Origin of the sequence: Hymenobacter edaphi (genome assembly GCF_003258365.1) — a bacterium.
Classification (GTDB): Bacteria; Bacteroidota; Bacteroidia; order Cytophagales; family Hymenobacteraceae; genus Solirubrum; species Solirubrum edaphi.
Genome location: NZ_QHKM01000004.1, coordinates 70,811 through 96,301 on the forward strand (window position 1 = coordinate 70,811; position 25,491 = coordinate 96,301).

The window sequence follows — 25,491 nt, forward strand, 5'->3', positions numbered from 1 at the left end:
AAGGGAAAAGAACCGCCCGGGGGCGGCGGGGTCAAGGGATTAGCAAAAGTAAGCGGCGAACGGCGCCGGTCCCAACGAAATCGGGCTACGGTACCATTCGCCGCGCGCAAAGGCCGGCTGGCGAGCGTAGCGCGGGCTTCAGCCCGCGTCCACCAGAGCGGTTTTGTTCGGGCGGACGCGGGCTTCAGCCCGCGCTACAGTTAACTGTCAACGAAATACAGCGGCTTGCTGAATGCAGAAGCGCAGCCGCCGTGCCCGGACAAAAGGGCGTTGGTAGCTGCGCTTCGGGGTTGGTGCAGGGTGCGAGTAAGGTGCTTGGCCTCGCCTTCCTTCGGTTCGCTGTGCTCAGAATGACCGTTCTGTTATACAGCTTCTTACTGACCGATCTGGTAGCGGTACAGGTTACCCTGCTCGGTGCTGATCATCAGTGTTTTGTTGTCCTGAAACACGGCGCCTTCGGTCTGGCCCGCGCCGGGCAGGCGCACGGCGCGCGGGGTGGTCTGGGTGAAGTTGCCGCCCGACACGGAGCAGAGGAACAACTCCTCGCGGCCCAGCAGGGCCAGCGTGCGGCCGTCGGGGCTCAGCGCGGCGTCGGTGACTTCGCCGGCCACGGCAATTTTGCCCAGCAGCTGCGCCGTTTGCTTGGCCGGGCCGTCGGCCTGCAGGCGGTACACCTTGCAGGTGCTGCCCTGGCCGCGGTCCTTGGTGAAGAGGTAAATGCCGCCGTTGTACCAGAGCGAGGCCTCGCAGTCGAAGTTGCGCTCCTTCTTGCCGGGCGGAAATTCCTTTTGGTCGGGGTAGGTGAAGCGGATGCTGCGCGGCGCGGCATTGGGCTGGCGCGGGTCGAAGCGGTAGATGGTCAGGTCGCGGCGGTCGTTGTTGTTGTTGCCGCAGTCGCCGATGTAGAGCACGCCCTGCGGGTCGGCCGTCACCGATTCCCAGTCGACCTGCCGCACGCCGGGCACGGGCAGCGACTTCACCAGGCCGCCGTCTTCGCGCACGAGGTAGAGCGTGGGCTCGGCCCCGTCGTCGCCGTGGGTGTAGAAGGTGCCGGCCTCGGGGCCCAGGGCCAAGCCGGAGCTTTCCTTGACCTCGCCGCCCATGTGGCCCACTTTGGTCAGGCCGGCAATGGGGTTCATTACCGAAGTTTTCTTCCCACCCTTTTTGCCGCCGCCTTTCTTGCCCTTGCCGTCTTGGGCTTCGGAGCAGGCGGCCGAAGTCAGCAGAGTCAGGCCCAGCAGGCCCGCAACGATTCGATTCATATCAGCCAATACTTCCGTGAAAAAAGCCCCGCTGCCGAAACAGCCGGGGTCAACGGTATACGGAAAAAGCGGCAACCGGGGCCGTATTGCGGCGCGAATTGCGGTGCAGCGGGCTTCTGCAACCGGTCCGGGACCGTTCGGCACGTTCTCGTGCGCCTCCGCAAAGCATCGCGCGAGCGTCCGGCACCCGGCCGCGAACGGCAGACACGTTGCCGCGAGCCTTCGTGACATTCCCGTGAGGGTTAGGAACCTGCTCAAGTGCGTTAGGAACGTTCCCAAGAGCAATGTTCGGCCCTGCGGAGGCTCCGGAGGCCGTTTCGGATGCGGGCGCCGCTCGCGTACCGCTACTTCTCCGGCACCGGGTCGTAGCCGAAGCCGCCCCAGGGGTGGCAGCGGCCGATGCGGCGCAGGGCCAGCCAGCCGCCGCGCCAGGGGCCGTGGCGGCGCAGGGCCTCGGTGGCGTAGGCCGAGCAGGTGGGCTGGTAGCGGCAGGTGGCCGGCTTGAGCGGCGAAATCAGGTGCCGGTACACCCACACCAGGGCCAGGAAGAAGTACTTGAACAGCGCGGACACGGCAAAGCGGATGGGGCGACAAGCCGCCCGCGCGGCGGAAAACCGAACGGGCGTTAGGCAAACAACGCCGGCCTTTGTAAGTTTGGTTCGGCGTTGCCCTTGGCAAGTTGCGCCGTTTCACTCACTTATTTCCCCAATCGATGTTCAACCCCAACTGGCTGAAAGGCCTGCTGCTGGCGCTGCTGCTGCCGGTGGTGGCCCGCGCCGACGAAGGCATGTGGTTGCCGCTGCTCGTGAAGCGGCTCAACCAGGCCGACATGCAGAAAAAAGGCCTCAAGCTCACGGCCGAGGAAATCTACGACGTCAACAACGCCTCGCTCAAGGACGCCATCGTGCAGCTCGGCGGCTTCTGCACCGGCGAGTTCGTGTCGGGCCAGGGCCTGCTGCTCACCAACCACCACTGCGGCTACGACGCCATTCAGAGCCACAGCACCACCCAGAACAACATCCTGCAGAACGGCTTCTTCGCCGCCACCAAAACCGACGAGCTGAAGAACCCCGGCCTGTTCGTCGACATCCTGGTGCGCATGGAGGACGTGACGCCCAAGATGCTCGAAGGCATCACGCCCCAGACGCCCGAGGCTACGCGCATGGCCACCATTCAGCAGCGGCAGCGCGAGCTGGCCGCCGCGGCCAAGGAAAACGGCCAGTACGTGGCCTACGTGCGCGACTTTTTCGGCGGCAACGAGTACTACCTCTTCGTGTACCAGCGCTTCGGCGACGTGCGCCTGGTGGGCGCCCCGCCCGAGGCCGTGGGCAAGTTCGGCGGCGACACCGACAACTGGATGTGGCCCCGCCACACCGGCGACTTTTCGATGTTCCGGGTGTACGCCGACAAAAACAACAAGCCCACCGCCGGCTTTCAGGACGGCAACCAGCCCTACATGCCCAAAAAGCACCTGCCCGTAAGCCTGCAAGGCGTGAGCGAGGGCGACTTCTCGATGGTGTTCGGCTTCCCGGGCCGCACGCAGCGCTTTCTGCCCGCCGCCGGCCTGCAGATGACGCTGGAGCAGAGCAACCCGGCCCGCATCAAGCTGCGCGACACCCGCCTCAAGCTCTGGAAAGAGGACATGGACCGCGACCCGGCCCTGCGCCTGCAGTACGCCTCGAAGTACGCCAACATTGCCAACTACTGGAAGTACTTCATCGGCCAGAACGAGGGCATGAAGCGCCTCCGGACGGTAGACCAGAAAAAGGCCGAAGAAGCCGCTCTGCAGCAGTGGATCGGGGCTGATGCCACCCGCACCGCGCAGTACGGCACCGTGCTCAGCGACATCAACCAGGCCTACGCCGGCCTGCGCGAGTACAACCTGAGCAGCCAGTACGTGAACGAGGCCGCCTTCGGCACCGAAATCGTGACGCTGGCCGCCCGCATGCTGCCGCTCTACAATGCCCTGAAAGGGGACGGCAAAATGCCCGCCGACCCGGCCGCCGCCAAGAAGGCCGCCGAGGACCTGAAGGAGCCGGTGGAGGAATACTTCAAGGACTACAGCGCCGCCACGGACAAGAAAATCTTCGCCGCGCTGCTGGGCCTCTACATGCAGGACGTGCCCAAGGAGCAGCAGCCCGACGTGTTTCAGCTGGTGCAGAAACAGTACGGCGGCTCGATGCCGAAGTACGCCGACTACGTGTACGCCAATTCCTTCCTGACCTCGAAAGCAAAAGTTGAGGCCTTCCTGGCCGCGCCCACCGTGGCCAAACTGGAAGCCGACCCGGGCTTTAAGACCTACCAGTCGGTGTACCAGAACTACGTGCAGAACATCCTGCCGAAAATGCAGGCCCAGCAGGCCAGTCTGGTGCGCGCCAACCGCTTGTACGTGGCCGCGCTGCGCGAGAAAAACACCCAGAAAGTGTACTCGCCCGACGCCAACTCCACCCTGCGCCTGAGCTACGGCACCGTGCGCCCCTACAAGGGCCGCGACGCGGTGAACTACAGCTTTTTCACCACCGGCCAGGGCATTCTGGAAAAGCAGGACAACTCGAACCCCGAGTTTGTGGTGCCGCCGAAGGAGGAGCAGCTGCTCACCGGCAAGGACTACGGCCGCTTCGCCGACAAGGACGGCACGCTGCACGTGGGCTTTATCACCGACAACGACATTACGGGCGGCAACAGCGGCTCCCCGGTCATCAACGGCCGCGGCGAGCTGATCGGCCTGGCCTTCGACGGCAACTGGGAAGCCATGACCGGCGACCTGGCCTACGACCCGGAGCTGAAGCGCTGCATCAACGCCGACATCCGCTACGTGCTCTGGTGCATCGAGAAGCTCGGCGGCGCCAAGCACATCGTCGACGAAATGACCATCGTCAACAACGGCCCGAACCCCAACGCCAGCATGGCCACCGCCCCGGGCAACTCGGATGCGCAGCCGGTAAAGATGAAGGTGAAAACCAAGAAGAAAGGCAAGGAAGCCGCCTCGGTGGGCCAGTAAGCCCGCCACCAGCTCCTGGCCGATCCAAAAGCCCCGGTACCGCTTGGTGCCGGGGCTTTTTTGCGGTACTGACTCGGAAATTCGACGGCAAGATTTTCCCGGCTGCGGGCAGTAGCTAATCCGTTGCGGGCCAATTATCTTGCACCGATTAGCCCGCGCCTATGCCCAAACTCTACGCTGCCCTTGGTTTCTTTATGTTAGCTGCTTCGGCCGCCCACGCCCAGGGCAACGGCCCCGGCGTGCGCGGCGCCCGGGCCGCTGGCCTCGGCACCGCCGCCACCACGCTCTCCGACGTGTGGGCCATCGGCAACAACGTGGCCGGGCTGGGCCAGCTCACCCGCGCCGAAGTGGGCGTATACGCCGGCAACCAGTTTTTCATCCGCGAGCTGAGCACCGCCGCCCTGGCCGCCGCCGTGCCGCTGGGCCCCCAGCCCGAGGGCGCCAAGGCGGCCCGCAACGGCGTGGTGGGCGTGGAGCTGCAGCGCTTCGGGGGCAAGCTCTACAGCGAGCAGCGCGTGGGCCTGGGCTACGGCTACCGGCTGGGCCTGGTAAGCATCGGTGCCCGCGCCGACGTGCTGCAGGTGAGCATCGAGGGACTGGGCAGCCGCCGGGCGGTGGCCATGTCGCTGGGCGGGCAGGCCGAGGTGATTCCGCAGAAGCTGACCTTTGGGGCCTACCTCTACAACCTCAACCAGGCCAAGCTGGCCCAGTACCAGGACGAGCGGGTGCCCACCGTGCTCAAAGCGGGACTGAGCTACCGCCCCAGCGCCAAGGTGCTGCTGGTGGTGGAAACCGAAAAGGACATCGAGCAGTCGGCCGACTTCAAAGCCGGGCTGGAGTATCAGCTCATCGACGCACTGACGGTGCGCGCCGGCTTTGCCACCCTGGCCGAGCAGGCCACCGGCGGGCTGGGCCTGCGCCTGGGCCGCCTGCGCCTCGACTATGCCGCCGGCTACCACAACGTGCTCGGCCTGAGCCAGCACCTGAGCGCCGGCCTGCGCTTCGAGCCCAAAGCCCAACCGCAGCCCCCGACCCAGCCATGATGCCCCGCTTCGACTTTGCTACGCGGCGGCTGAGCGGTGGGGGAGGAGCCCGCGCCGCCGGACTGCTGACGGCCGCCCTGCTGCTGGCCGGTACTGCCCAGGCCCAGGTGCAGGACTACCAGCGCCCGCGCCCTGACCTCGACAAGCTGGTGCAGGAGCTGTTTGCCGAGCCCCAGAGCGACCAGGAAAACTACGAGGACCTCTACGAAAACCTGCTGCAGTACCTGCAAACGCCGCTGAACCTGAACACGGCCAACCGCGAGGAGCTCAGCAGCCTGCTGCTGCTCTCGGAGCCCCAGATTACGGCCCTGCTGGAGCACCGCCAGCTCTACGGCCAGCTGCTGGCGCTGTACGAGCTGCAGAGCATCCGCGGCTTCGACCTGCGCACCATCTACCGGGTGGCGCCCTTCGTGACGGTGGGCAACACCGACACCAACGCGGCCCGCGGCCCCTTGTGGAAGCGCATCTGGCAGGAAGACAACAACGCGCTGTTTTTGCGCTACGAGCGGGTGCTGCAGGACCGCCGCGGCTACGGCCCCGTCGCGCCCAACAGCAACGGCGAGCTGCCCGCGCACTACCTCGGCTCGGCCGACAAAATGCTCGTGCGCTTCCGCACCAGCCACGCCCGCGACTTCTCCATCGGCTTCGCGGCCGAAAAAGACGCCGGCGAGCAGTTCACCTGGGACACCAAGACCCGCCGCTACGGCTTCGACTACTACTCGGCGCACTTCGCCCTGTTCGACCGCGGCCGGCTGAAGTCCGTGGTCATCGGCGACTACCAGCTGCAGTTCGGGCAGGGGCTGCTGCTGTCCTCGGGCCTGCAGGTGGGCAAGGGCGCCGAAACCATCACCACTCTGCGCCGCTCCAACGTGGGCGTGCGGCCCTACTCCTCGGTGCTGGAAACGGCGTTTTTTCGCGGCGCCGCCGCCACCGTGGCCCTTACACCCGCCCTCAAGCTGACCGGCTTTGCCTCGCGCAAGCGCATCGACGCGACCCTGCGCACCAGCGCGGTGGTCGACTCGCTGCGCCAGGCCGATGACTTCAGCGACTTTGCTTCGGGGCTGCCCATCACCGGCTTTCACCGCACGCCCTCGGAGCTGGCCAACCGCCAGGCCCTGCAGGAAACCGTCACGGGCGGCGACCTGAGCTTCGCACCCGGCACCGGCCGGCTGAACGTGGGCCTGACGGCCGTTAACACCCTGTTCGACAAGCCCCTGCAGAAGCGCAACGAGCCGTACAACTTCTACGAGTTCAGCGGGCGCCACAACCTGGCGGTGAGCACGCACTACAGCTACGGCTGGCGCAACGTGAGCTTGTTCGGCGAAACGGCCCGCAGCAGCAGCGGCGGCCTGGGCACCGTCAACGGCTTGCTGGCCAGCCTGGGGCCGACGGTGGATGCCTCGGTGCTCTTCCGCCGCTACGACAAGGATTTCCACACGCTCTACGGCAACGCGCTCGGCGAAAACACCCGCAACATCAACGAAAACGGCCTGTACCTGGGCCTGAAGCTGCGCCCTATTGCCCGCTGGGAGCTGTCGGCTTACTACGACCAGTTCCGCTTTCCCTGGCTGCGCTACCAGGCCGGCGCCCCCGGCAGCGGCTACGACTGGCTGCTGCGCGTGAGCTTCGCCCCGACCAAAACCAGCCAGCTCTACGCCCAGATCCGCACCCGCGTGAAGGAATACGACGACGCGAGCAGCACCCGGCCGATGCCGCTGCCGGTGCCCGTGATGCGCCGCTCCCTGCTTTTGTTCTACGACACCAGCCCCACGCCCGCGCTCAGCCTGCGCACCCGCGTGCAGGGCGTGCGCTACCGCGAAGCCGACCGCCCCGTGAAAACCGGCTACCTGCTGGCCCAGGACGTGACGGTGCAGCCCTGGCAACGCCTGCGCCTCACCGCCCGCTACGCCCTCTTCGACACCGACGACTACGACACCCGCCAGTACGTGTACGAGCAGGACGTGCTCTACGCCTTTTCCATCCCGGTGCTCTACGGCCGCGGCACGCGCTACTACCTGCTGGCCGAGTACAAAATCAACCGCCGCCTCACCCTCTGGGTGCGCTTCGCCAACACCCGCTACCGCCACCAAAACACCGTCGGCTCCGGCCTCGACGAAATCCGCGGCAACGAACGCAGCGACGTGAAAGCCCAGCTGCGGGTGGCGCTGTAGCTACGGCGCGGCCGTCAGCCGGGCTTCGGCGCAGCTGATGTGCAGAGTGCGGCCGCTTTCCAGGCCCAGCACCAGCTCGTAGGCGTCCACGTCGTGGGGCAGGTGCGCAAACCACAACTGCTGATCCAGTGCGGGCGGCCCGGTGTCGGCGGGCTTGACGACCAGCTTGTCGACTTTCCGGCATTGCAGCGTGAGCGTGGCCGGAAGTCGGGAACTGACGCCGGACTTGCGCTGCCAGTGCAGCGTGAGCCCGCGGGTGGCGCGCTGCTCGGCGTAGCCCACGAAAGCATAATCCTGGCCGAGGCGGTATTGCTGCTTGCCAAGCACAAACACGGCGTCGTCCCGCAGGGAGAAGTTTCGGGAAAGGTTGGCGTCCGGCCGGCCTTTGGGCATGAAAAAGAACCCGCCGCTCAGCAGCTCGTCGACGCTCCAGGCCACGTGCGTGCCGTGGTCAAACAAGCCCGCGGCGGGTGGCACGCTCAACTGGCCATTCGAGGGCAGGTGGTAGTTTAGCTCCTGCAGTAAGCTCCGAACGCGCTGGGCAAGGTCGGCTGCTTCCTTGCTTCGGAAAGCTTCCCATTGGGCTTCCGTTTCCAGGCTCACGTTGGCCGATTCCTTCGGCTGGAATCCGAGGCAGCGGAAGTAGCCGCAATCAGTCCCGGCTGCGGTCTGGAATGGCAATGGCACCAGCAGGCGGCCCAGCACCGCATTAATGGCCTGGAACTGCACCGGCGTAATGTTCTGCACCCAGTACAGGTGGTTGGGGTTCGGGTTGTTGTGGCCCGACTGCAGGTAAATCTGCCGCCGCGTGATGTAGAGCCCCAGCTGGCCATCGATGCTGGTGAAGGGCCAGCTAAACCAATACCCGCGCGGGGCGACGTTGCCGTTGCGTGGGTATTGGGAATAGATAAGTAGGCCCGTCAGGTCCTGGTCCAGCGCGTACGGCGGCATCACCGTCACGCTGTCGACCGGGTCAAGCCAGGCGCGGCGCAGCTTCACGAGGCCCTGCGCCGCGGCCGGTTGAGCCAGCTGGCCCGCGAGTACTAGCAGTGCAACGCGGCGGAAAGTGCGCATCGGGGCTAAAAATAAAACCGGCCGGCTTCACACGAAGCCGGCCGGTTTTAAAGATAGAGTTTCGGGGCGGATTACAGCTTCATCAGCTTCTCCACCGCCGTGCCACCGCCGGGCAGCGCCAGGTGCAGCTGGTACATGCCGCGGCTGAGCTTGCTCATGTCGAGCCGCTCGTTCAGCTGACCGGCCGTTTTGCGCAGTTCCTTGGTCAGCACCACGCGGCCCAGGGCATCGGTTACCGACACGCTCAGCTGGCCGCTCAGGCCGTTGTCCACGTTCAGGTAGAAGTCGCCGTTGCTCGGGTTCGGGTACACCGATACGCCCTGCAGTTGCTGGCTTTCCTTCTTGCTGGTGAGCAGCGCGTCGCGGGTGGTGCAGATTTCCAGGCCCCAGCCCGTCAGGTCACCGCCGTTGCCGGCCGCCACGTCCGATACCAGCAGCGTCCAGGTGCCGAAGGGGTTGGTGCCCAGGTAGCCCGACAGCGGGTTGGCCGGCTGGTAGGCCGCGCCGGTGTTAGCCGGGCAGGTCAGGGCCGCGGCCGCGTCGTCGAAGCTGGCGTTCAGGTTGGCCGCGCCGTAGCAGGGCACCGAGGTCAGCGTGATGCGGCGGCCGGTGGGGCCGCTGAGCGACACGATCAGCTCACCCGTGTTGGGGTGGCTGATGGCCACGTTGCGCACGCGAATGGCGCTGATAACGTCGCCGGCCACCAGCTGGGTAGCGGGGTTGGTGCCCTGCGTCACGCTGATCGACGAGAGAACCAGCGACGAGCCCGTGGACGGGATGCTCTGGGGCACGTCGGTGGCGTTAAACACGGTCGGGATGCAGAACTGACGGCCCACGGCGAAGACGCCGGAAGTCGACCACGGCCCGGTGCCGCAGTCGGCAATGCCGCGCACGCGCCAGTAGTACTGGGTGTTCTGCGTCAGGGCCGAAGTAGCGGTGTAGATGTTGTTGACCAGGCCGGTTTCGTTGATAACCAGGTTGGTGAAGGCCGCGTCGGTGGCCACCTGCAGGTCGTAGGAGCTGGCCACCGTGATGGGCGTCCACTGGAAGTTCGGCATGGGCAGCGCGCGCATCGAGTTGACGGCCGGCGAGGTCGGCGTCGGGGCGACGTTGGCCGCGTTGCGAATCGTCACGCTGATGCTCTGCGTCTCGGTCTGCGAGCCGCTGGTGCCGATAACGTTCACCGTGTAGGTGCCCGAGGGCGTGGTGGCCGACGAGGTCAGCGTCACCGACGAGGTGGCGCCGGCCGCTACCGGGTTGGCTGCGAAGCTGGCCGTCATGCCGGTGGGCAGGCCCGTGGCCGACAGCGTCACCTGGCCGGTGAAGCCGAGCAGCTGGCCCACGCTCACGCTGCAGGTCGACGAGCTACCGGGGCAGAACGTGGGCGCGGTGTTGGCGCAGCCGCTGGTCAGGTAGAAGCTCGGGGCCGTGGGCGTCTGCAGGGTGAAGTTGCTGTTCGAAATATCGAAGAACACGTTGCCGCTGGCCTTCACCTTGATGCGGCACTGCGTCGACGAGGCCACCGTGGCGGGCACGGTCACGGCTTCGCTGCCGTCGTTAGGCGTGCCGGCCAGCAGGGTGTGCGGGTAGGTCTGGCCGCCGTCGGTCGAGAGCAGAATGTCCACGTTGGCCGCGTTGATGGGGGCCGCCGTGGTGTTGGCCACGTCCCACGAAACCTGCTGGGGCACCGTGGCGCGCCATACCAGGCCCGAGGCGTTGGGCTGGGTCACCAGGAAGGGACCGGCCGTGTTCACCACCGGCACCGATACGGTGTCGTAGCTGGTGCCGCCGCCGTTCACGCGGTTGTCGCGCACGGTAAGGCGGAAGTGCAGCTGGCGACCGTAGCTGGGCAGAATTTCCCCCATGGCCTGGGTGTTGGCCAGCAGGTTGCTCAGGCGCGGGAAGGTGCGCGAGGGGCTGGTCGTGGGCATAAACGAGCGGAAGATCGGCGCACTGCCCGAGGGCGAGTTGGGCGCGCCGCCCGGGCCCAGGTCGTACTGCTCCCAGCAGTAGGTGATGGCGTCGCCGTCGGCGTCGCTGCCCGAGCCGGTCAGCTCGAAGGGCGTGCCCTTGGGAATGATGCGGCGGGTGCCGGCGCTAACCGTGGGCGGGGTGTTGTTGGTCGCCGTCTGGGCGGCGCAGTTGCCGGTCCCGGTGATGTGGGCAATGATCTGCTCCAGGCTCTTGGCGTGGAAGTAGGCGTCGGAGGCCGACTGGATGTTGCTGGGCGCGCAGATGTTGGCGTAAGCCATGATGGTCGAGCCCGAGCCCGGCTCGTAGGCCGCCGTCGAAGAACGCGTGCCGTTGGTGCAGTTACCGTCGGCGTTGGAGTTGAAGGTGTGCGAACCGCCGAATTGGTGGCCGATTTCGTGGGCCACGAAGTCGATGTCGAAGGCGTCGCCCACGGGGTTGGGCAGGCCCGTTACGCCCTGCGCCTTGTTGCCCGCTACGCATACGCTGCCCAGCCGGGCAATGCCGCCGCCGCCGGTGCTGAACACGTGGCCGATGTCGTAGTTGGCCGAGCCGATGATGTTGGTCACCGTCGTCTGGTTTTCACCCAGCATGGTCGGCCCGTCGTTGTTGGTGTACGGGTCGTTGCTGGCGTTCAGGTACACCAGCTGGTCAGTGTTGGGCACCAGCTGGAAGGCCACCGACAGCTCCGTGGTGTACACCCCGCTCACGCGGTTGACGGAAGTGGTGATGCCCGACATGGCGCCGAGCACGGTGCCGCCCTTGGTGGCGGCGTACTCCCCGGTGCAGGCCATGGCCAGGCGGTAGAGGCGGCGCTGGGTGCCGTGCGCCCCGATGGCGGCCGGCGACGACGAGGTGGCGGGGTTGGCGGTAGGGGCCAGGCGCTGGGCCGCCCCGGCCGCGTCATCCACGCCGCAGACGCCCCGGCTCAGCGCGCTCTGGCTGATGTCGCGCTTGTAGAACACCAGGTGGTTTACCCCGTCGGCCGTGGGGTCCATGTACACCGTGTTGCCCGGCGACAGGATCATGGTGTGCAGGCCGGCCGGCGTCACGTCGAAGTAGGCCACGGCGCTCGGGTCGTCGATGCCCTGCCCGGCGTAGGTCTTGATCTGCGGGAATTTGGCGGCCAGCTGCGGGTGCATCACCTGGGTTTCGACCACGCGGAAGCGGCCGGCCGTGCCGTCGGGCAGGGGCAAGGACACCACGGTGGCCGACTGGCGGGCGCCGGCGCCTTTCTCGGCGGGGGCGCTGGCCAGGGCGGCGCGCAGGTTGGCGGTCTGTACGCTGACCACCCGGTACCGGTCGAGGGCTTGGGTGGTGCTACGGGCGGCGGCGGGCAGGCGCTCGGCTTTGGCGTCGGCCCAGAGCACGCGCTGCGCGGAGGCAGCAAACGGCGAGGCCAGACCCAGCAGCAACAAGCCCCCCAGCAGCGAGCTTCGCCGCGTACCGGTCGGGGTAGAAGATGGGCGCATAGGCAATGAAAAGAGAGTGGGTGTTATGAGAAAAGGGAAAAACCTGATTTTGGGAGCCCCAAGTTACAGTATTTCGGCCGCTGCCGGAAGCGGTTCGGGGCAGAATGTTCGCCCCCGTCAGCGCTTTAGGGGCCCGGGCTCCGACCACTGCTTGCTGTCCGGGGGCAGGGCCGCCTTGTCGAAGCAGATGTAGTGCTGGGTGTCGCCGGCGCGGTAGGGCTCGATAAACTGGGTGCGGCCGTAGCCGATAATCTGGGCGCGCAGGCCGGTGGGCGTCAGCTCCAGGCGCAGCGCGGCGGTGGCGTCGGCCGCGTCCTGGCCGGCAAAGGTTTGCAGCTCCGGGAACTTGGCCGCCAGCTCGGGCGCCATCACGTTGCTGCGCCGCACCCGAAACTGGTGCTTCGAGCCGTCGGGCAGGGGCAGGGTGAGCAGGGTGGGGGCGTCGCCCTCGGCGGGCACGGCCCGGAGGTAGCGCTGGGCGGCCGGCAGGTTCAGCTGCAGGGTGCGGTAGCGCAGGGGCTGGATGCGCGGCGGCCCCAGCTTGCGCCCGGCCGCGGCCGACAGCTCCGTCCAGTAATCGGCGGGCGGCGGCGCGGCCGAACCACCGGTGAAGGGCGCAAGCAGCAGGGGCAGCCAGAGGGCAGAGGCAAACATAGCGGTAAGGTAATACGCCGCCACCGGAGCGGCATGAAGACTGGATGAACCCTGGCAAAGAATAGACCAACGGGCCGGCGGAAGGTTGTTTCGGGCCGGGCGTGGCGGCGGCTGATTTGTGTGTAGGGGTTGGTTAGGGCCGTGTCAGCCTCATCTGGCGTAGCCAACCGCAGGTCGGCGTAACCAAGGGCCTTCCTCAAGCCCTGCCCCGCTGCCTACGACGAGCAAACGCTTTTTCTGCAGTCACAAAAAAAGCGCAGCTACCATGCCCGGACGGGGCGTTGGTGGCTGCGCTTCGTCGTTGAGGCGGAGTGCAAGACAAGTTCTTGGCTACGCCAGATAAGAACGACAGGCTGATTGGTCCGGCGGCCGTATTTCCCTAACTCCTAACTCCTAACTCCTAACTCCTAACTCCTCCCAAACTCACGACTCCGGGTGCACGAGCACCAGCTGGGCGCGGTCGGCTTTGCTGATGCGCTGGCGGAAGTCTTCGTAGGCTTCATACTCCTTCGCTTCGAAGCGGCCGGCGGGCATCTGCAGGCGGCGGGTGTACTGCACGGTGCCGTCGGGCAACACCTGGGTCTGGGCCTCGTAGCTGCCGAAGGCGGTGCGCAGCTGCACCGGGGCGGGCACGGCCTCGGGCTTGTAGCCGGCCGGCACGCGGAAGCGGATGGTGTCGGCGTCGACGAAGGGGGTGGCGAGCTGCAGCGGGGCCTGCCGGGCGCCCACGCGCGGGGCGGGCGGGGGCAGGCGGTTCAGCAGGTTGGGCGTGAGGAAGAGGCGGCGGCCGGTGCGCGAGGCGTAGCTGGGCAGGGCCAGGGTGAGGCGCTCCGTCACGACGGGCTGGGCGCCGCGGTGGTTTTGCTGCCAGCTGCTCTGCTCGATGGTGACGGCCGGCAGGGCCAGGCGCTGGTAAGCCTGCTTGCGCTGCTCGTCGGCGGGCAGCTGGTGCATGATCTGGGCTAGCTCGTCCTGCTGCTCGCCGGTGCTGGTGGTGCGCACGGTGGCGCGGCCGTGGCCCTGCTCGTCGATCTGCACTTCGGCGCGGCGGTACTGGCGGTTGTCGAGGGCGGCATTGGCGGGCGTGCGCACCAGCTTGCCCCCCTGGGGCGTGAGCAGCAGGGCGTGGCGGTTGCCGGTAAACGAGCCCAGGTAGCCGAAGGCCTCCGTCTGCGAGGTGCATTCCAGCCACACGGTATCGGCCTGGAGCGGCACGCACAGAATGACGTGGTTGAACTGGTCGTTGGGGAAGCTGGTGCGCACAGCCGCCTTCTGGCGCCCGGCGCTGATCCAGGCCGCGTAGCTTTCCACGCCGGCCGCCTTCAGCAGGGCCAGGCAGTAGTTCGACAGGGCCTTACAGTCGCCGTAGCCGGTGCTGGCCACGGTGCTGGCCGGGAAGGGCTGGTAGCCCCCGATGCCCAGCTGCACCGACACGTAGCGGGTGGAGCTTTGCAGCAGCTCGTACACTTTGCGGGCCCGGGCCCGCGGGTCGTCGACGCCCTTGACGAGCTCCTTCACCCGGGCCTCGGTTTCGGGCGTGAGGGTCATGCGGTCTTGCGTGAGCTGAAAGCCCCACTGGCCCAGCTGCTGCCAGCTGGTGAGGGCGCCCGGGTAGCCCTGCACCTCGAAGGCGGTGGGGGCGGTGTACACGGTGGGCACCAGCTCGGCCAGTGGGGGGCTGTAGGGTTCCCGCTCCACGGCCGGCAGCAGCTGAAACTGCCAAGTGTACACCCGCAGCGCGCCCTGCTGGCTCTGGGCCACGGCGCTGCCGGCGGGCAGGCGCTCCTCGCGGTAGCGCAGGGGCAGCTCGGGCGGCGTCACCACGCGCAGGGTGGCGTGCTCCACGCTCACGTGCTCGTCTTCCTGGGGGCTCCAGGCCGGGAAGGCCAGCGTATTGGTCGACACCAGCTCGTACTCAAACTCCGCCGTGTAGGGGTAGCGCGCCTGGCGCAGGTCGCTCACGCGCACCCGGTTGTCGGTGAAGAGGCTGAAGCCGTCGTGGGCGCTGTAGTCCTTGGTATCGGCGGCGCGCAGGCTGCGGATCAGGCGGCCGTCGGCGTCGTACACCGAGCCGCGCAGGTAGCTGATCTGGTGCAGCTTGTCGTAGCCCACCACGGCCGCGCCGTACCGCTCGCCCTGCTCGTCGAGCACGGTGGCCACCAGGTGAATGGTGTGCACCAAGCGGCCGGCGCCCTTCACCGTGATGATGTCGTCCTGCTGGCGGATGACGGCGTGGGCGTTTTCGCGCAGGGCGGCCGGAATGGCGGCCACCGGCCAGTGCGGGTCGGCGCCGGCCCGGGCCCCGGCGGCGCCGAGTAGCAGCCCGGCGCCCAGCGCGCCGCGCAGGAGGGAGGAGAAGTAGTTCATCAGGACTTGCGCTTAAGCACGATTTTTTCGGCCTGCTTGGCCAGCATCCGCTCGTAGAACTCGCGCAGGCCGGCGTACTCATCCGCCAGGTACATGCTGCGGTTCAGGGTCATGCGGCTCACGATCTGCAGGTTGTTGCCCACCGGCGTCACGCTGAACAGGAAGCGGCCCCCGCCGTTGGGCAGGTCCACCACCGCGTTTTTGGGCAGCTCCTCCACGGTGTAACCCGCGGGCAACGTCAGCGTCACCAGGCTGGTTTCCTCGCGGCGGGCGCCGAAGTCCACCGGGAAGCGGCGCTCGGTGAGGCGGAAGGGGTTGGCGGCTTCGTCGAGGGCCTGCAGCACGCTCAGGTAAATGGTGTTCAGGGGCTGCTCGGCTTCGCCGGGCACACGCACGTCCAAATCCAGCATCAGCGGCTTGCCGAGCGCGTCCACGTTCTGGAAGGCAAACTTGTCGATTTTCCAGCCCTGCTGCTCTTTCAGCAGGTTTTCCACGTACTTCTTCTCGCCCTGCTGGCGCAGCTCGGCGCGGTGGCTGGCGGCCAGGTAGCCGCCGTGCTCGTCGCGCAGCTTGCCCGTAAGGCTGCCGCGCTCATCCAGCGTGAGCTGGGCCGAGCGGTAGCGCACGTGGCGGAAAGGCGAGTCGAGCTGAACCCAGGCGCCGCTCTTCTCGCCCTGGATCAGGCGGCCCTGCCCGCTCAGGCAGGCGGCGGGCAGCATGCCGAAGGGCGCAAACGGCTCGGTGGCGTCGGCCAGCACCCGGCTGCTGTCGTTGAGCTGCACGGCGGCCACCACGTAGTTGAAGCGCGAGAGCAGCGGGAAGTTCGGATCGACGCGGCCGTGCTCCCGGGTACTGAGGATGACCGGGTAAGCCGGCAGGCCGGCCTCGCGCAGCAGGGCAATGAGCAGCAGGTTCACGTCGGCGGCGTTGCCGCGGTGCTGCTCCCAGGTTTTGCGGATGCCGGCCTCGCCCAGCAGCCCTTCGCCGGTCGACTTCACATTGTCGCGCACCAGCGCGTGCACGGCGGCGGCGCGCTCGGCGGCGTTGGGATACTGGGCCATAAGGGCCGTAACCTGGGCCTTGAGGAAGCCGCCGCGGCCCAGCTGCCCGCCAAACGTGTCGTAGGCCAGCAGTTCCGTCTGCATCTTTTCCCAGGTGCCACTCACGTTCTGGTAGGCTTCGCCCGGCCAGTGCAGGCCCTCCAGCTCGAAGTTGATCTGCGTAACGTAGTCGCGCGGGGTGGTCATGAAAGGCTCCGGGGTCAGGGCCGGCACGTCCTTGGTGGCCCAGCGGTAGTTTTTCACCTGCGCCACCACCGCCTTGTTGCTGCTACGGATGAAAAACTGGGTGCTGCCCTCGGTGACATCCCGCTGGGCCAGCGGCTCGTAGCCCTGCCACAGCTGCTTGTAGATAAAGTATTCCGGAATGCTGGCGCGGTACTCGCTCCAGCGCGTGGGAATGTCGTGCTGAAAGGTCCAGTTGTGAAAGTTGAACCAGTAGTCCGAGGTGACGGTGTAGGCGTATTCCACCACCGAGCCCTCGTGCACGTTGGGCAGGGTAAACCTGCGCCGGGTGAGGTTGGCGTCGACCTGTTCCGTGAACACGCTGCTGGTTTCCAGCTTTTCCTTGGTGATTTCACCGTTGGCGCCGACGTTGTAGGTGAAGCCGCGCAGGTTGCTGAGCTTTTCCGTGTCGGCGCCCCGGTGGTAGAGCACCACCGAGCCGTCGGCCCAGTGGTAGCCGCCCTTCTTAAGGATTTTGATGCGCACAACGCGTTCGAACACCGTCACGAAGTCACCCTTCATGCCCATGTCGAAGCGGGAGCGGCCGTAGTCGCAGAGCACCACGGCATTAGCCGCCGAGTCGCGCACAAACGTGGCCTTGTCGAAGTCCTTGGGGTCGATTTTGCCGAAGGTGATGGGCGGGGCCGCTTGCCCGTGCGCGGGCAGGTAAGCCAGCGCCCCGAGGCCGGCGGCCAGCAGGAAGGTGCGTAACACGTGTTTCATGCGCGAAAGAGGATTGGAGTAGCAATTGGGAAAGCATTCAGGGCGTGCGGCGCAGCACCAGCGGCTCCTGGTGCTTGGCCACGGCCCGCGTCACCAGCTCGCGCAGGGCCGCGTACTCGCCGGGGGCGTACCGGGCCCGGGTCAGCTGCAGGCGGCTGGTGAGCTGCAGCACCTGGCCCTGCAGGCTGGTATCGAAGGCGAAGCGGCCGGCCCCGCCCGGCAGCTCGAGCAGCAGGCGGCCGGGCAGCGCCTCGGGCCGGTAGCCCGCGGGCAGGGTCAGCAGCACCGTGGTGGCGTACTCGTGGGGCATGCCCAGGTCCACCGGGTACAGGCGGGTTTCGGGCTGGAAGGGGTTGTCGTTGGTGGCCAGCAGCCGCATCAGGGGCAGGTACAGCGGCTGGGCCGCGCCCGCGCCGGGCAGGCGCAGGTCCACATCGAGCAGGAGCGGGGCGGCCGGGTCGGCGGCGCGCTGCACCGCGCGGCGGGTCAGCTGCCAGTCGGGGCGCTGCTGCTGCCACTCGGCCAGGAATTTCTGCTCGCCCTGGGCGGCCAGGCGGGCACGGGCGCTCAGGCCGGCGTAGCCGCCGTACTCCACGCGCACCGAGCCCTGTACCTCGCCCTGGGGCGTGAGGGTCAGGCGGGCGTTGGTGAAGCAGGAGTAGCGCTGGGCCGGGGTGAGCGGCAGCCAGCGGCCAGCGGGGGCAATGAGGCGGCCGTAGCCGTTCAGGCAGCGCTCGGGCAGGGTGCCGGCCGGGGCCAGCGGGTCGGTGGCGTCGAGCAGCAGGTCCTGGCCGGCGGGCAGGGCCACGTGGGCCACCACGTAGTTGAACTGGCTGAGCACCGGAATTTCCTGCTGCACGCGGCCGTGCCCGCGGGTGCTCAGCAGCACGGGGTTGGCCGCCAGACCCGCGTCGCGCAGGGTGTGCACCAGCAGCAGGTTCACTTCGGCCGCGTTGCCCAGCTGCTTGTCTACCAGCTGGCGCAGCTGGGGCGTGCGGGCGTACAGCCACTCCTCGCCGTCGTAGCGCAGGGCGCCGCGCACCAGGGCCAGGGCGGCGGCGGCGCGGGCCGTCGGGTCGGGGTGGCTGGTGCGCAGGGCGGTGGCGGCGGGCGTCAGGGGCGAGGCGTTGGAAAATTCGCCGGCCAGGTCGCGGCGTTCCAGCAGGCCGCCGAAGGCTTCTTCCTTGAGCAGCTCGTCGGTGATTTTCTCCCAGGTCGACGTCACGGCCTTGGGCCGGGCCGGGTCGAAGGCCGTCTGGTGCAGCTCGAATTCCAGGGCGGCCAGGTAGTCGCGCGGGGTGGTCATGTAGGCTTCCGGGCGGAAGGCGGGCACGTCGCGCATCACCCAGCGGCTGCTGATGGCATCGGTCACCAGGCGCTGGGTGGGGGCCACGTCGGCCGTGTTGCCGCGGTCGTCCTGGTGGCTCACGTGGTAAATGGTGCTGTAGGGCACCACGGCCTGGGTGCGCAGCGCGTAGGGCAGGTAGCCGCGCGGCATTTCCTTGTACACGTAGAAGCCGGGCACGATGGTGCGGTACTCGCTCCAGGCCACCGGCACGTCGGGGTGCTGAAACTGCCAGGGGTGCAGCTTGAACAGCCGCCACGATTTCACCGTGTAGGCGTACTCCACGATGCTGCCCTCGCGCACGCCCGGCAGGGTAAACTTGCGGCTCATCTGGTCCGGGCCGGTTTGCTCCCGAAAAACGGCGCTGCCGGCCATTTTCTGCTTTTCCACGCGGCCGTTCACCAGGTTGTAGGTGGCCCCGCGCAGGTTCAGCAGCTCGTCCTCCTGGCCCTCGAAGCGGTAGAGTGGCACCTGCACCTCGGCCTGGCTGTAGCCGGCCTTGGTTTGAATCAGCACCCGCGTGACGCGCTCAAACGCCACCCGAAAGCCGTCGTGCGCGCCCTCGATGCGCGTGACGCCGTAGTCGCAGAGCACCACGGCCGGAGCCCCGGCGGCGCCTTTCAGGGCCGAGGCGTCGAAATCGGCGGCCGTCACCTGCCCGAACTTAACGGGGTCGGGCTGGCCCTGCGCCAACGCGCCCCAGCCGAGGACGAGCAGCAGCGTGAGCAACGCTTGTTTCATAGGAAAGCGGGAAAGGCCCGGGCTCAGCGCGTACGGCGCAGCACCAGCGGCTCGGTGTGCTTGGCCAGGGCGCGGGTAAACAGCTCGCGCAGGCCCGGGTATTCACTGGGCTGGTACTGGGTTTTGCGCAGCTGCAGGCGGCTGTTGAGGTAGAGCACGTTGTCGCGCAGCACGGCCTCGAAGGAGTAGCGCCCGTCGCCGTTGGGCAGGCTCAGCACCAGGTTCTTGGGCAGCTCTTCCACCGCGTAGCCCTTGGGCAGCGTCAGCGCCACCGACAGCACATCCTCGTGCTGGGTGCCGAAGTCGACCGGGTAAATGCGGGTGTCGGGCTGGAAGGGGTTCTGGCGGTCGGTGAAGAACTGCAGCAGCGGCAGGTACACCTGGGCCGGGCCGGCGTCGAGGGCGGGCAGCGTCAGGTCCACGTCGAGCACCAGCGGCTTGCTGAGCGAGTCGACCTGGTTCAGGGCGGAGCGGCGCAGCTGGCAGTCGGTGTACTGCTTCTGCAGGGCGCCGAGGTAGGCTTTTTCGCCCAGCTCGGCCAGCTGGTTGCGCTCGGCCAGGCCCGCGTAGCCGGCGTATTCGCGGTGCAGGTTGCCCTGCAGCTGGCCCTGCTCGTCGAGGCTGAAGCGGGCCGTGGTTACGCGCGTGAACTTCTGGCGGGGCGTGAGCGGCAGCCAGCGGCCGGCCGGGGCCACCAGCCGGCCCTGCCCGTTGAGGCAGCGGCCGGGCAGCGTGCCCGCGGCGGCGGCGGACTCGGTGGCGTCGAGCAGCAGCTCGGGGCCCTCGGCCAGCGGCACGGCGGCCACCACGTAGTTGAACTGGCTCAGGAGCGGCAGCTCGGTGAATACCTGGCCGTGGCTGCGCGTGCTCACCAGCACCGGCCAGCAGGGCAGGCCCGCGTCGCGCAGGGTGCGCACCAGCAGCAGGTTCACCTCGGCCGCGTTGCCGCGCTGCTGCTCCAGCACCCGGCGCAGCGGCTGGGTGGCGTAGAGGCGCTCCTGGCCGTTGTAGCGCACGGCCTGCTGCACCAGCGCCTGCACGGCGGCGGCCCGGGTGGCCGGGTCGCGGTAGGTGGTGGCCAGGGCTTCGGCCTGGGCCGTCAGGGGCGTGCGTCCGCTGATCCAGGCCCCGAATTCCTCGGCCTTGGTCAGCTCAGCGCTGATTTTCTCCCAGGTCGACGTCACCGGGTGGGGCTGGGCCGGGTCGAACTGGATCAGGTCCAGCTCGAAGTCGATGCCGGCCAGGTAGTCGCGGGCGGTGGTCATGTAGGGCTCCTCGCGGAAGGCGGGCACGTGCTCCATCACCCAGCGGCAGCGCAGGGCCTTGGTGGTGAGCGTGGAGGTGTTGCCGCTTTCGGTCAGGTGGGTGCCGTAGCCGTCCTTCGAGGAGGCGTGGTAGGTGGTGTGGTAGGGCACCACGTCGGTTTCCTGCGCCTTGTAGGGCAGAAAGCCGTGTTGAATCTGCTTGTACTGGTAGAAGCTCGGCATCACGGCCCGGTACTCGCTCCACTCCACCGGAATGTCGCGCTGAAACTGCCAGTCCTGCAGGTTGAAGACGAAGTCGGACTTGATGGTGTAGGCATACTCCACGATGCTGCCCTCGCGCACGCCCGGCAGGGTGAACTTGCGCCGGTTGTGGTACTGGTCGAGCTTTTCGCTGAACACCGACTTGGGGTCCAGCTCCTGCTTTTGCAGCTTGCCGCCCACCAGGTTGTAAGTGGCCCCGCGCAGGTTCAGCAGCTTTTCCTCGTCGGCCTCGCGGTGGTAGAGCGGAATCTGCACCGTGGCCTGCTCGTAGCCGGCTTTGGTCAGTACCAGAATGCGCGTGACGCGGTCGAACACCACCCGGAAGCCGTCGTCGGCGCCCTCGATGCGCGAAGTGCCGTAGTCGCAGAGCACCACGGCCGGGGCCCCGGCGGCGCTCGGGTACTGCGCCGGGTCAAACAGCTTGGCGTCGACCTTGCCGTACTTGACGGGTTCGTTTTGGGCGCGGGCCCCGAGGGCGCTCAGGGCCAGCAGCGCCGCCGGCAGGGCGCGGCGCCAGGGTAGAAATAAGCTCATCGTCAGAAGCCGATAAAACCAACTAAATCGGGTCGTTCAGGCGCTAACAGCCGCCTGGGCCCACTTTCGGTACCTTAAAAGTACCAAGCGGGCTGCATATTCTGAAGATAGCATGAAAAATTTTAATCCGCTCAGGAAGCCGCCGGCCGCTGCACCGGCTGCCGGTACAGGTACACCAGCGCTACGAGCACGCAGGCCGCGCTCAGGGCGTACACCCACGGCAGGCGGGCCGCGTCGTTGGAGTACACCCAGCCGGCCAGCAGCGCCCCGAACATGATGCCCACCTCCAGCGCGATGTACATGGTGCCCACGGCCCGGCCCCGGTGCTCGGGGTGGCTCAGGTCCACCGTCCAGGCGTAGAGCGTGGGCGAGTTCAGCCCCGACGCCAGCCCGAACAGCAGCGCCCCGCCCAGAAACACCAGCGGCGTGCGCGCCAGCGTGAGCACGGCCAGGGCCAGCACCAGGGCCAAGGTGGAAAGCCGGAGCACCGGCACCCGGCCGTACACGTCGGAGGCGCGGCCGGCCACCAGGCGCACCACCAAGGTGGACACGGTGTAGCAGATGAAGAACGAGCCCTTGGTGAGGCCCGTCAGGCCCAGCAGCTCGCTTTGGTCGGGCACGATGGTGATGATGGCCCCGTACGGGAACAGGCAGAGCAGCGTGACCAGGGCCGGGCGCAGCACCCGCGGCTCCAGCACCTCGTTCCACTCGATGCGCAGCAGCCCCCAATGAAACTTCTGCCGCTGGGCCTGGGCCAGGGTTTCCGTCATGGTACCCTGCACCAGCACCGAGAGCAAAGCCAGCCCCGACGAGACGTAGAACAGCGTGTTGATGGAGAAATACTCGGTGATGGGGCCGCACAGGGCCGGGCCCACGGCCATGCCCAGCGTGCCGCACACGCCCAGCAGGCCCATGGCCTCGCCGCGGCGCTCCACCGGGATGATGTCGGCAATGAAGGCGGCCGTGCCGGTGGGCTTGAAGCCGGTGCTGAAGCCGTGCAGCAGGCGCAGCGTCAGAAACGAAGCCACGGTGGTGGCCCAGGCGTACAGAAAGCCGCACACAAAGCACACCAGGGTGCCGATGACCATTACCGGAATGCGCCCCACCGTGTCGGCCAGCTTGCCGCTGAAAGGCCGCGAAATGGCCGCCGTGACGGTGAACAGGGCAATGATGTAGCCCTTGTACTCGCCGCCGCCCATGCGGGTGAGGTGGGCCGGCAGCTCGGGAATAAGCAGGTTGAAACTCAGGAAGAACAGGAAGGACGACAGGCACATCAACCAGAAACCGGTTGTGTAAACCTTCCCCGGGGAAGCAGCAGTAGACATGGGTAAGCGGTTGCGCGGGTGGCGGGGCAAAGGTAGCCTTTCGCGCTACAGCCCGCCGGCCTACGCCGGGAATGTTCAATTATAGTCGCCAGATTCCGCCCGCCGCAAGCACGGCTAAAGTATGGGTCAAATAAGGTCTGCCCAGGACCCTGGCCGGACAAGCGTGGCGCCCCCGATCCTTCGAAGAATCCTGTCATCCGTACTCGGGCCAACCCAGCCGGCGCGCTGCCTGCCAAAACGGCGCGGCCCGGCCGTTGGCGCGGCATGTGCGTAAGCCCCTGCACCTATGAGCTTTTGGACCACGCTTTTCGAACGTGTATCGGCCAAGCGCCCGCGCCCCGACGGCAAGCCCGCCGTGAGCGTGCGGGAGCGGTTTTCGGCCCTGCGCAACCTGCCCGAGTTTCTGCGCCTGATCTGGCAGACCTCCCCCGGCCTCACCCTCGGCAACGTGGCCCTGCGCCTGCTGCGCGCCATGCTGCCCGTGGCCATGCTCTACGTCGGCCAGCTCATCCTCGACAGCGTGGTGGGCCTGGGCCGGCAGCCCGCCGCCGCGCGGGTGCTCACGCCGGTGCTGGAGCTGGTGGCGCTGGAGTTCGGCCTGGCCATTCTCTCCGATGCCCTCGGCCGCGGCGTGGCCCTGCTCGATTCGCTGCTCGGCGACCTGTTTGCCAACCAGACGTCCATCCGCCTGATGCAGCACGCGGCCGAGTTGGACCTCGACCAGTTCGAGGACAGCACTTTCTACGACAAGCTGGAGCGCGCCCGCCGCCAGACCCTCTCGCGCACCGTGCTCATGGCCCAGGTGCTCTCGCAGGCGCAGGACTTTATCACCATGGCCTTCCTGGCCGTGGGCCTGGCCGCCTTCAATCCCTGGCTGCTCTTGCTGCTGCTGGTGGCCGTGGTGCCGGCCTTCCTGGGCGAGTCGCACTTTAATGAGCGCAGCTACTCGCTGGTGCACGGCTGGACGCCTGAGCGGCGCGAGCTGGACTACCTGCGCCAGACCGGTGCCTCCGACGAAACGGCCAAAGAGGTGAAGATTTTTGGCCTGTCGGACTTCCTCATCGACCGGTTTCGGCTGCTTTCCGACCAGTTTTACCAGCAGAACCGCAGCCTGGTAATTCGGCGGGCGGGCTGGGGCACGTTCTTCGCCGCCGTGGGCGCCGCCGGCTACTACGCGGCCTACGTGTACATCATCAGCCAGGCCGTGCGCGGGCAGATCAGCATCGGCCAGCTCACGTTTCTGGCCGGCTCCTTCGCCCGCATGCGCGGCCTGCTCGAAGGCATTCTGAGCCGCTTCAGCTCGGTGGCCGACGGCGCGCTCTACCTGCAGGACTTCTTCGACTTTTTCCACCTGCAGCCGCGCATCCGCCGCCCCGAGGTGGGGCAGGCGGTGCGGCCTTTCCCGCGCCCGATTCGCGAGGGATTTACGTTCGACAACGTGGGCTTCAAGTACCGCAACGCCCAAAAGTGGGCCCTGCGCAACCTGAGCTTCCACCTGCGCGCCGGCGAAAAGCTGGCGTTGGTGGGCGAAAACGGCGCCGGCAAAACCACCCTCGTCAAGCTGCTGGCCCGCCTCTACGACCCCACGGAGGGCCGCATCCTGCTCGACGGCCACGACCTGCGCGAGTACGACCCGGCCGAGCTCCGCCAGGAAATCGGGGTGATTTTTCAGGACTTCGTGCGCTTTCAGCTGCCGGCCGGTCAGAACCTGGCTGTGGGCCGCATCGAGGAGAAAAACAACCAGCCCCGCATCGAGCAGGCCGCCCAGCAAAGCCTGGCCGACTCCGTCATTGCCAAGCTCCCGCAGGGCTACGAGCAGATGATCGGGCGGCGCTTCAACGGCGGCGTGGACCTCTCGGGGGGCGAATGGCAGAAAATAGCCCTCGGCCGCGCCTACATGCGCGACGCGCAGCTGCTCATTCTCGACGAGCCCACCGCCGCCCTCGACGCCCGCGCCGAGTACGAGGTGTTTCAGCGCTTCAAGGACCTGACCCAGGGCAAAACCGCCGTGCTCATCTCGCACCGTTTCAGCACCGTGCGCATGGCCGACCGCATCCTCGTCATCGAGCACGGGCAATTCGTGGAGCTGGGCTCGCACGAGGAGCTGCTGGCCCGCGGCGGCCGCTACGCCGAGCTGTTTCGGCTGCAGGCGGCCGGCTACCAGTAAGCGCCGCCGGGGCGCCGTGCTTCGAGACGGCCCGCCCGGCAGCCGCAAATTCCGGGGACGCCCTTAGCTGGCTGGCCCTGCAACCTGCCCGGGCCGCCAGGACTCCTAGCCTGAAAAGACCACCCCGCACCGATGAATACCACGCGAAAAACACTGTTGCTGCTCGCAGGGCTGCTGATTGGGCTGCCCGGCTGCGACGAGTGCGGCCCCTTCAAGCAGCAGTACATCGACGTGAACGAGGCCCGCCTGCTGGCAACCCGTGCCCGGCCGGGAAGCAGCGTGGTAATCGTGGGAAGCGGCGAAACGGTAGCGGCGGCCGAACTGCAGCTGCAGTTGCTGCTGCGGGGCCCGGCATACAGCGCGGTGCCTGAGCGAGCGGGCGGGTTTGCCGCCGTGGCCTGCGAGCCGGCCGATCCGCAATTCACGGAAACCGTGGATTCGCTGCGCGTGAGCAGCCTCTACGACTTCGACGCGGCCCACCCGGCCGGCACCTCGCTGAACGACTTTATCCAGACCTCCGATGGCTCCGGGCGCCCGGTCAGCCTGACCAGCCTGCTGGCCACGCCGCAGGCGGCCGGGTGGCTGAACCACAAGATCCTGACGCTGGCGCAGGCCCCGGCCGGCGCGCACCCGCAGCAGTTCCGGGTGCGTTGCCACCTGACCAACGGCGAAGTGTACCAGGCCGAAACCCTGGTGCTGAACGTAACGCCCTGAGGGGGCAGCGGAAACCGGGAAAGCCGTAGAAAATTTACCGGCTATTACAACCTGCCGGGGTAAAGTAGGATCATGGGGGCAGAGGCAGCCGCCACGGGGCATCATTGCCGGTGGCCCG

The 25,491-nt window shown here is 67.4% G+C and carries 15 protein-coding genes; 5 read left to right on the forward strand and 10 right to left on the reverse strand.

Going from position 1 to position 25,491, the window contains the following annotated elements; genetic code table 11:
• Nucleotides 1–374: 374 nt before the first annotated feature.
• Nucleotides 375–1,262: an SdiA-regulated/phytase-like domain-containing protein gene (locus DLM85_RS13500; protein WP_111478644.1), complete on the reverse strand. Its 888-nt coding sequence runs from the start codon at nt 1,260–1,262 to the stop codon at nt 375–377.
• Between the two features lie 344 nt (nt 1,263–1,606).
• Nucleotides 1,607–1,834, reverse strand: coding sequence for a membrane protein insertion efficiency factor YidD (gene yidD, locus DLM85_RS13505; protein WP_111478645.1), 228 nt, complete (start codon nt 1,832–1,834; stop codon nt 1,607–1,609).
• 140 nt (nt 1,835–1,974) lie between these two features.
• On the opposite strand from yidD, the gene DLM85_RS13510 reads away from it, so the two are divergent.
• From DLM85_RS13510 to DLM85_RS13520, 3 genes are all read left to right on the forward strand, one after another.
• Nucleotides 1,975–4,263: a S46 family peptidase gene (locus tag DLM85_RS13510; protein ID WP_111478646.1), complete on the forward strand. Its 2,289-nt coding sequence runs from the start codon at nt 1,975–1,977 to the stop codon at nt 4,261–4,263.
• Nucleotides 4,264–4,424: 161 nt separating this feature from the next.
• A complete protein-coding gene (locus DLM85_RS13515; RefSeq protein ID WP_111478647.1) occupies nt 4,425–5,306 on the forward strand; it encodes a hypothetical protein in 882 nt (293 codons plus the stop codon).
• On the forward strand, nt 5,303–7,477 hold the full coding sequence (locus DLM85_RS13520; RefSeq protein WP_243635956.1) for a helix-hairpin-helix domain-containing protein: 2,175 nt from the start codon (nt 5,303–5,305) through the stop codon (nt 7,475–7,477). Before DLM85_RS13515 ends, DLM85_RS13520 begins: the two co-directional genes overlap by 4 nt.
• On the opposite strand, the gene DLM85_RS13525 is transcribed toward DLM85_RS13520, so the two are convergent.
• The 8 genes from DLM85_RS13525 to DLM85_RS13560 form a co-directional block, all read right to left on the reverse strand.
• Nucleotides 7,478–8,551: a hypothetical protein gene (locus DLM85_RS13525; protein ID WP_111478648.1), complete on the reverse strand. Its 1,074-nt coding sequence runs from the start codon at nt 8,549–8,551 to the stop codon at nt 7,478–7,480. It lies immediately after the preceding gene.
• 71 nt (nt 8,552–8,622) lie between these two features.
• Nucleotides 8,623–11,994 carry a reprolysin-like metallopeptidase gene (locus DLM85_RS13530; protein ID WP_111478649.1) on the reverse strand — a complete coding sequence of 1,124 codons (3,372 nt, stop codon included), beginning with the start codon at nt 11,992–11,994 and terminating at the stop codon, nt 8,623–8,625.
• Nucleotides 11,995–12,111: 117 nt separating this feature from the next.
• On the reverse strand, nt 12,112–12,648 hold the full coding sequence (locus DLM85_RS13535) for a hypothetical protein (RefSeq protein ID WP_111478650.1): 537 nt from the start codon (nt 12,646–12,648) through the stop codon (nt 12,112–12,114).
• Nucleotides 12,649–13,071: 423 nt separating this feature from the next.
• Nucleotides 13,072–15,015, reverse strand: a complete 1,944-nt coding sequence (locus tag DLM85_RS13540) for a DUF3857 domain-containing protein (RefSeq protein WP_111478651.1) — start codon at nt 15,013–15,015, stop codon at nt 13,072–13,074.
• The gene (locus DLM85_RS13545; protein WP_111478652.1) at nt 15,015–17,021 is read right to left on the reverse strand and encodes a transglutaminase domain-containing protein; all 2,007 of its coding nucleotides are present in this window, start codon (nt 17,019–17,021) and stop codon (nt 15,015–15,017) included. Before DLM85_RS13545 ends, DLM85_RS13540 begins: the two co-directional genes overlap by 1 nt.
• Nucleotides 17,022–17,058: 37 nt before the next feature.
• Nucleotides 17,059–19,107 (reverse strand): hypothetical protein, encoded by a 2,049-nt coding sequence (locus DLM85_RS13550; RefSeq protein WP_133257050.1) that lies wholly within the window; start codon nt 19,105–19,107, stop codon nt 17,059–17,061.
• A gap of 23 nt (nt 19,108–19,130) precedes the next feature.
• On the reverse strand, nt 19,131–21,167 hold the full coding sequence (locus DLM85_RS13555; protein WP_111478654.1) for a transglutaminase domain-containing protein: 2,037 nt from the start codon (nt 21,165–21,167) through the stop codon (nt 19,131–19,133).
• A 131-nt stretch (nt 21,168–21,298) separates the two neighbouring features.
• Nucleotides 21,299–22,441, reverse strand: a complete 1,143-nt coding sequence (locus DLM85_RS13560) for an MFS transporter (protein WP_243635957.1) — start codon at nt 22,439–22,441, stop codon at nt 21,299–21,301.
• 337 nt (nt 22,442–22,778) lie between these two features.
• On the opposite strand from DLM85_RS13560, the gene DLM85_RS13565 reads away from it, so the two are divergent.
• The gene (locus DLM85_RS13565) at nt 22,779–24,659 is read left to right on the forward strand and encodes an ABC transporter ATP-binding protein (protein ID WP_111478656.1); all 1,881 of its coding nucleotides are present in this window, start codon (nt 22,779–22,781) and stop codon (nt 24,657–24,659) included.
• Nucleotides 24,660–24,791: 132 nt separating this feature from the next.
• Nucleotides 24,792–25,373, forward strand: coding sequence for a hypothetical protein (locus DLM85_RS13570; protein WP_111478657.1), 582 nt, complete (start codon nt 24,792–24,794; stop codon nt 25,371–25,373).
• Nucleotides 25,374–25,491: the final 118 nt, after the last annotated feature.

Coding starts and splice junctions, on each gene's coding strand:
- DLM85_RS13570 (WP_111478657.1), top strand. CDS start 24,792: ATGAATACCACGCGAAAAACACTGTTGCTGCTCGCAGGGCTGCTGATT.
- DLM85_RS13520 (WP_243635956.1), top strand. CDS start 5,303: ATGATGCCCCGCTTCGACTTTGCTACGCGGCGGCTGAGCGGTGGGGGA.
- DLM85_RS13515 (WP_111478647.1), top strand. CDS start 4,425: ATGCCCAAACTCTACGCTGCCCTTGGTTTCTTTATGTTAGCTGCTTCG.
- DLM85_RS13560 (WP_243635957.1), bottom strand. CDS start 22,441: ATGTGCCTGTCGTCCTTCCTGTTCTTCCTGAGTTTCAACCTGCTTATT.
- DLM85_RS13500 (WP_111478644.1), bottom strand. CDS start 1,262: ATGAATCGAATCGTTGCGGGCCTGCTGGGCCTGACTCTGCTGACTTCG.
- DLM85_RS13535 (WP_111478650.1), bottom strand. CDS start 12,648: ATGTTTGCCTCTGCCCTCTGGCTGCCCCTGCTGCTTGCGCCCTTCACC.
- DLM85_RS13540 (WP_111478651.1), bottom strand. CDS start 15,015: ATGAACTACTTCTCCTCCCTCCTGCGCGGCGCGCTGGGCGCCGGGCTG.
- DLM85_RS13510 (WP_111478646.1), top strand. CDS start 1,975: ATGTTCAACCCCAACTGGCTGAAAGGCCTGCTGCTGGCGCTGCTGCTG.
- DLM85_RS13525 (WP_111478648.1), bottom strand. CDS start 8,551: ATGCGCACTTTCCGCCGCGTTGCACTGCTAGTACTCGCGGGCCAGCTG.
- DLM85_RS13530 (WP_111478649.1), bottom strand. CDS start 11,994: ATGCGCCCATCTTCTACCCCGACCGGTACGCGGCGAAGCTCGCTGCTG.
- DLM85_RS13565 (WP_111478656.1), top strand. CDS start 22,779: ATGAGCTTTTGGACCACGCTTTTCGAACGTGTATCGGCCAAGCGCCCG.
- DLM85_RS13545 (WP_111478652.1), bottom strand. CDS start 17,021: ATGAAACACGTGTTACGCACCTTCCTGCTGGCCGCCGGCCTCGGGGCG.
- DLM85_RS13555 (WP_111478654.1), bottom strand. CDS start 21,167: ATGAGCTTATTTCTACCCTGGCGCCGCGCCCTGCCGGCGGCGCTGCTG.
- DLM85_RS13550 (WP_133257050.1), bottom strand. CDS start 19,107: ATGAAACAAGCGTTGCTCACGCTGCTGCTCGTCCTCGGCTGGGGCGCG.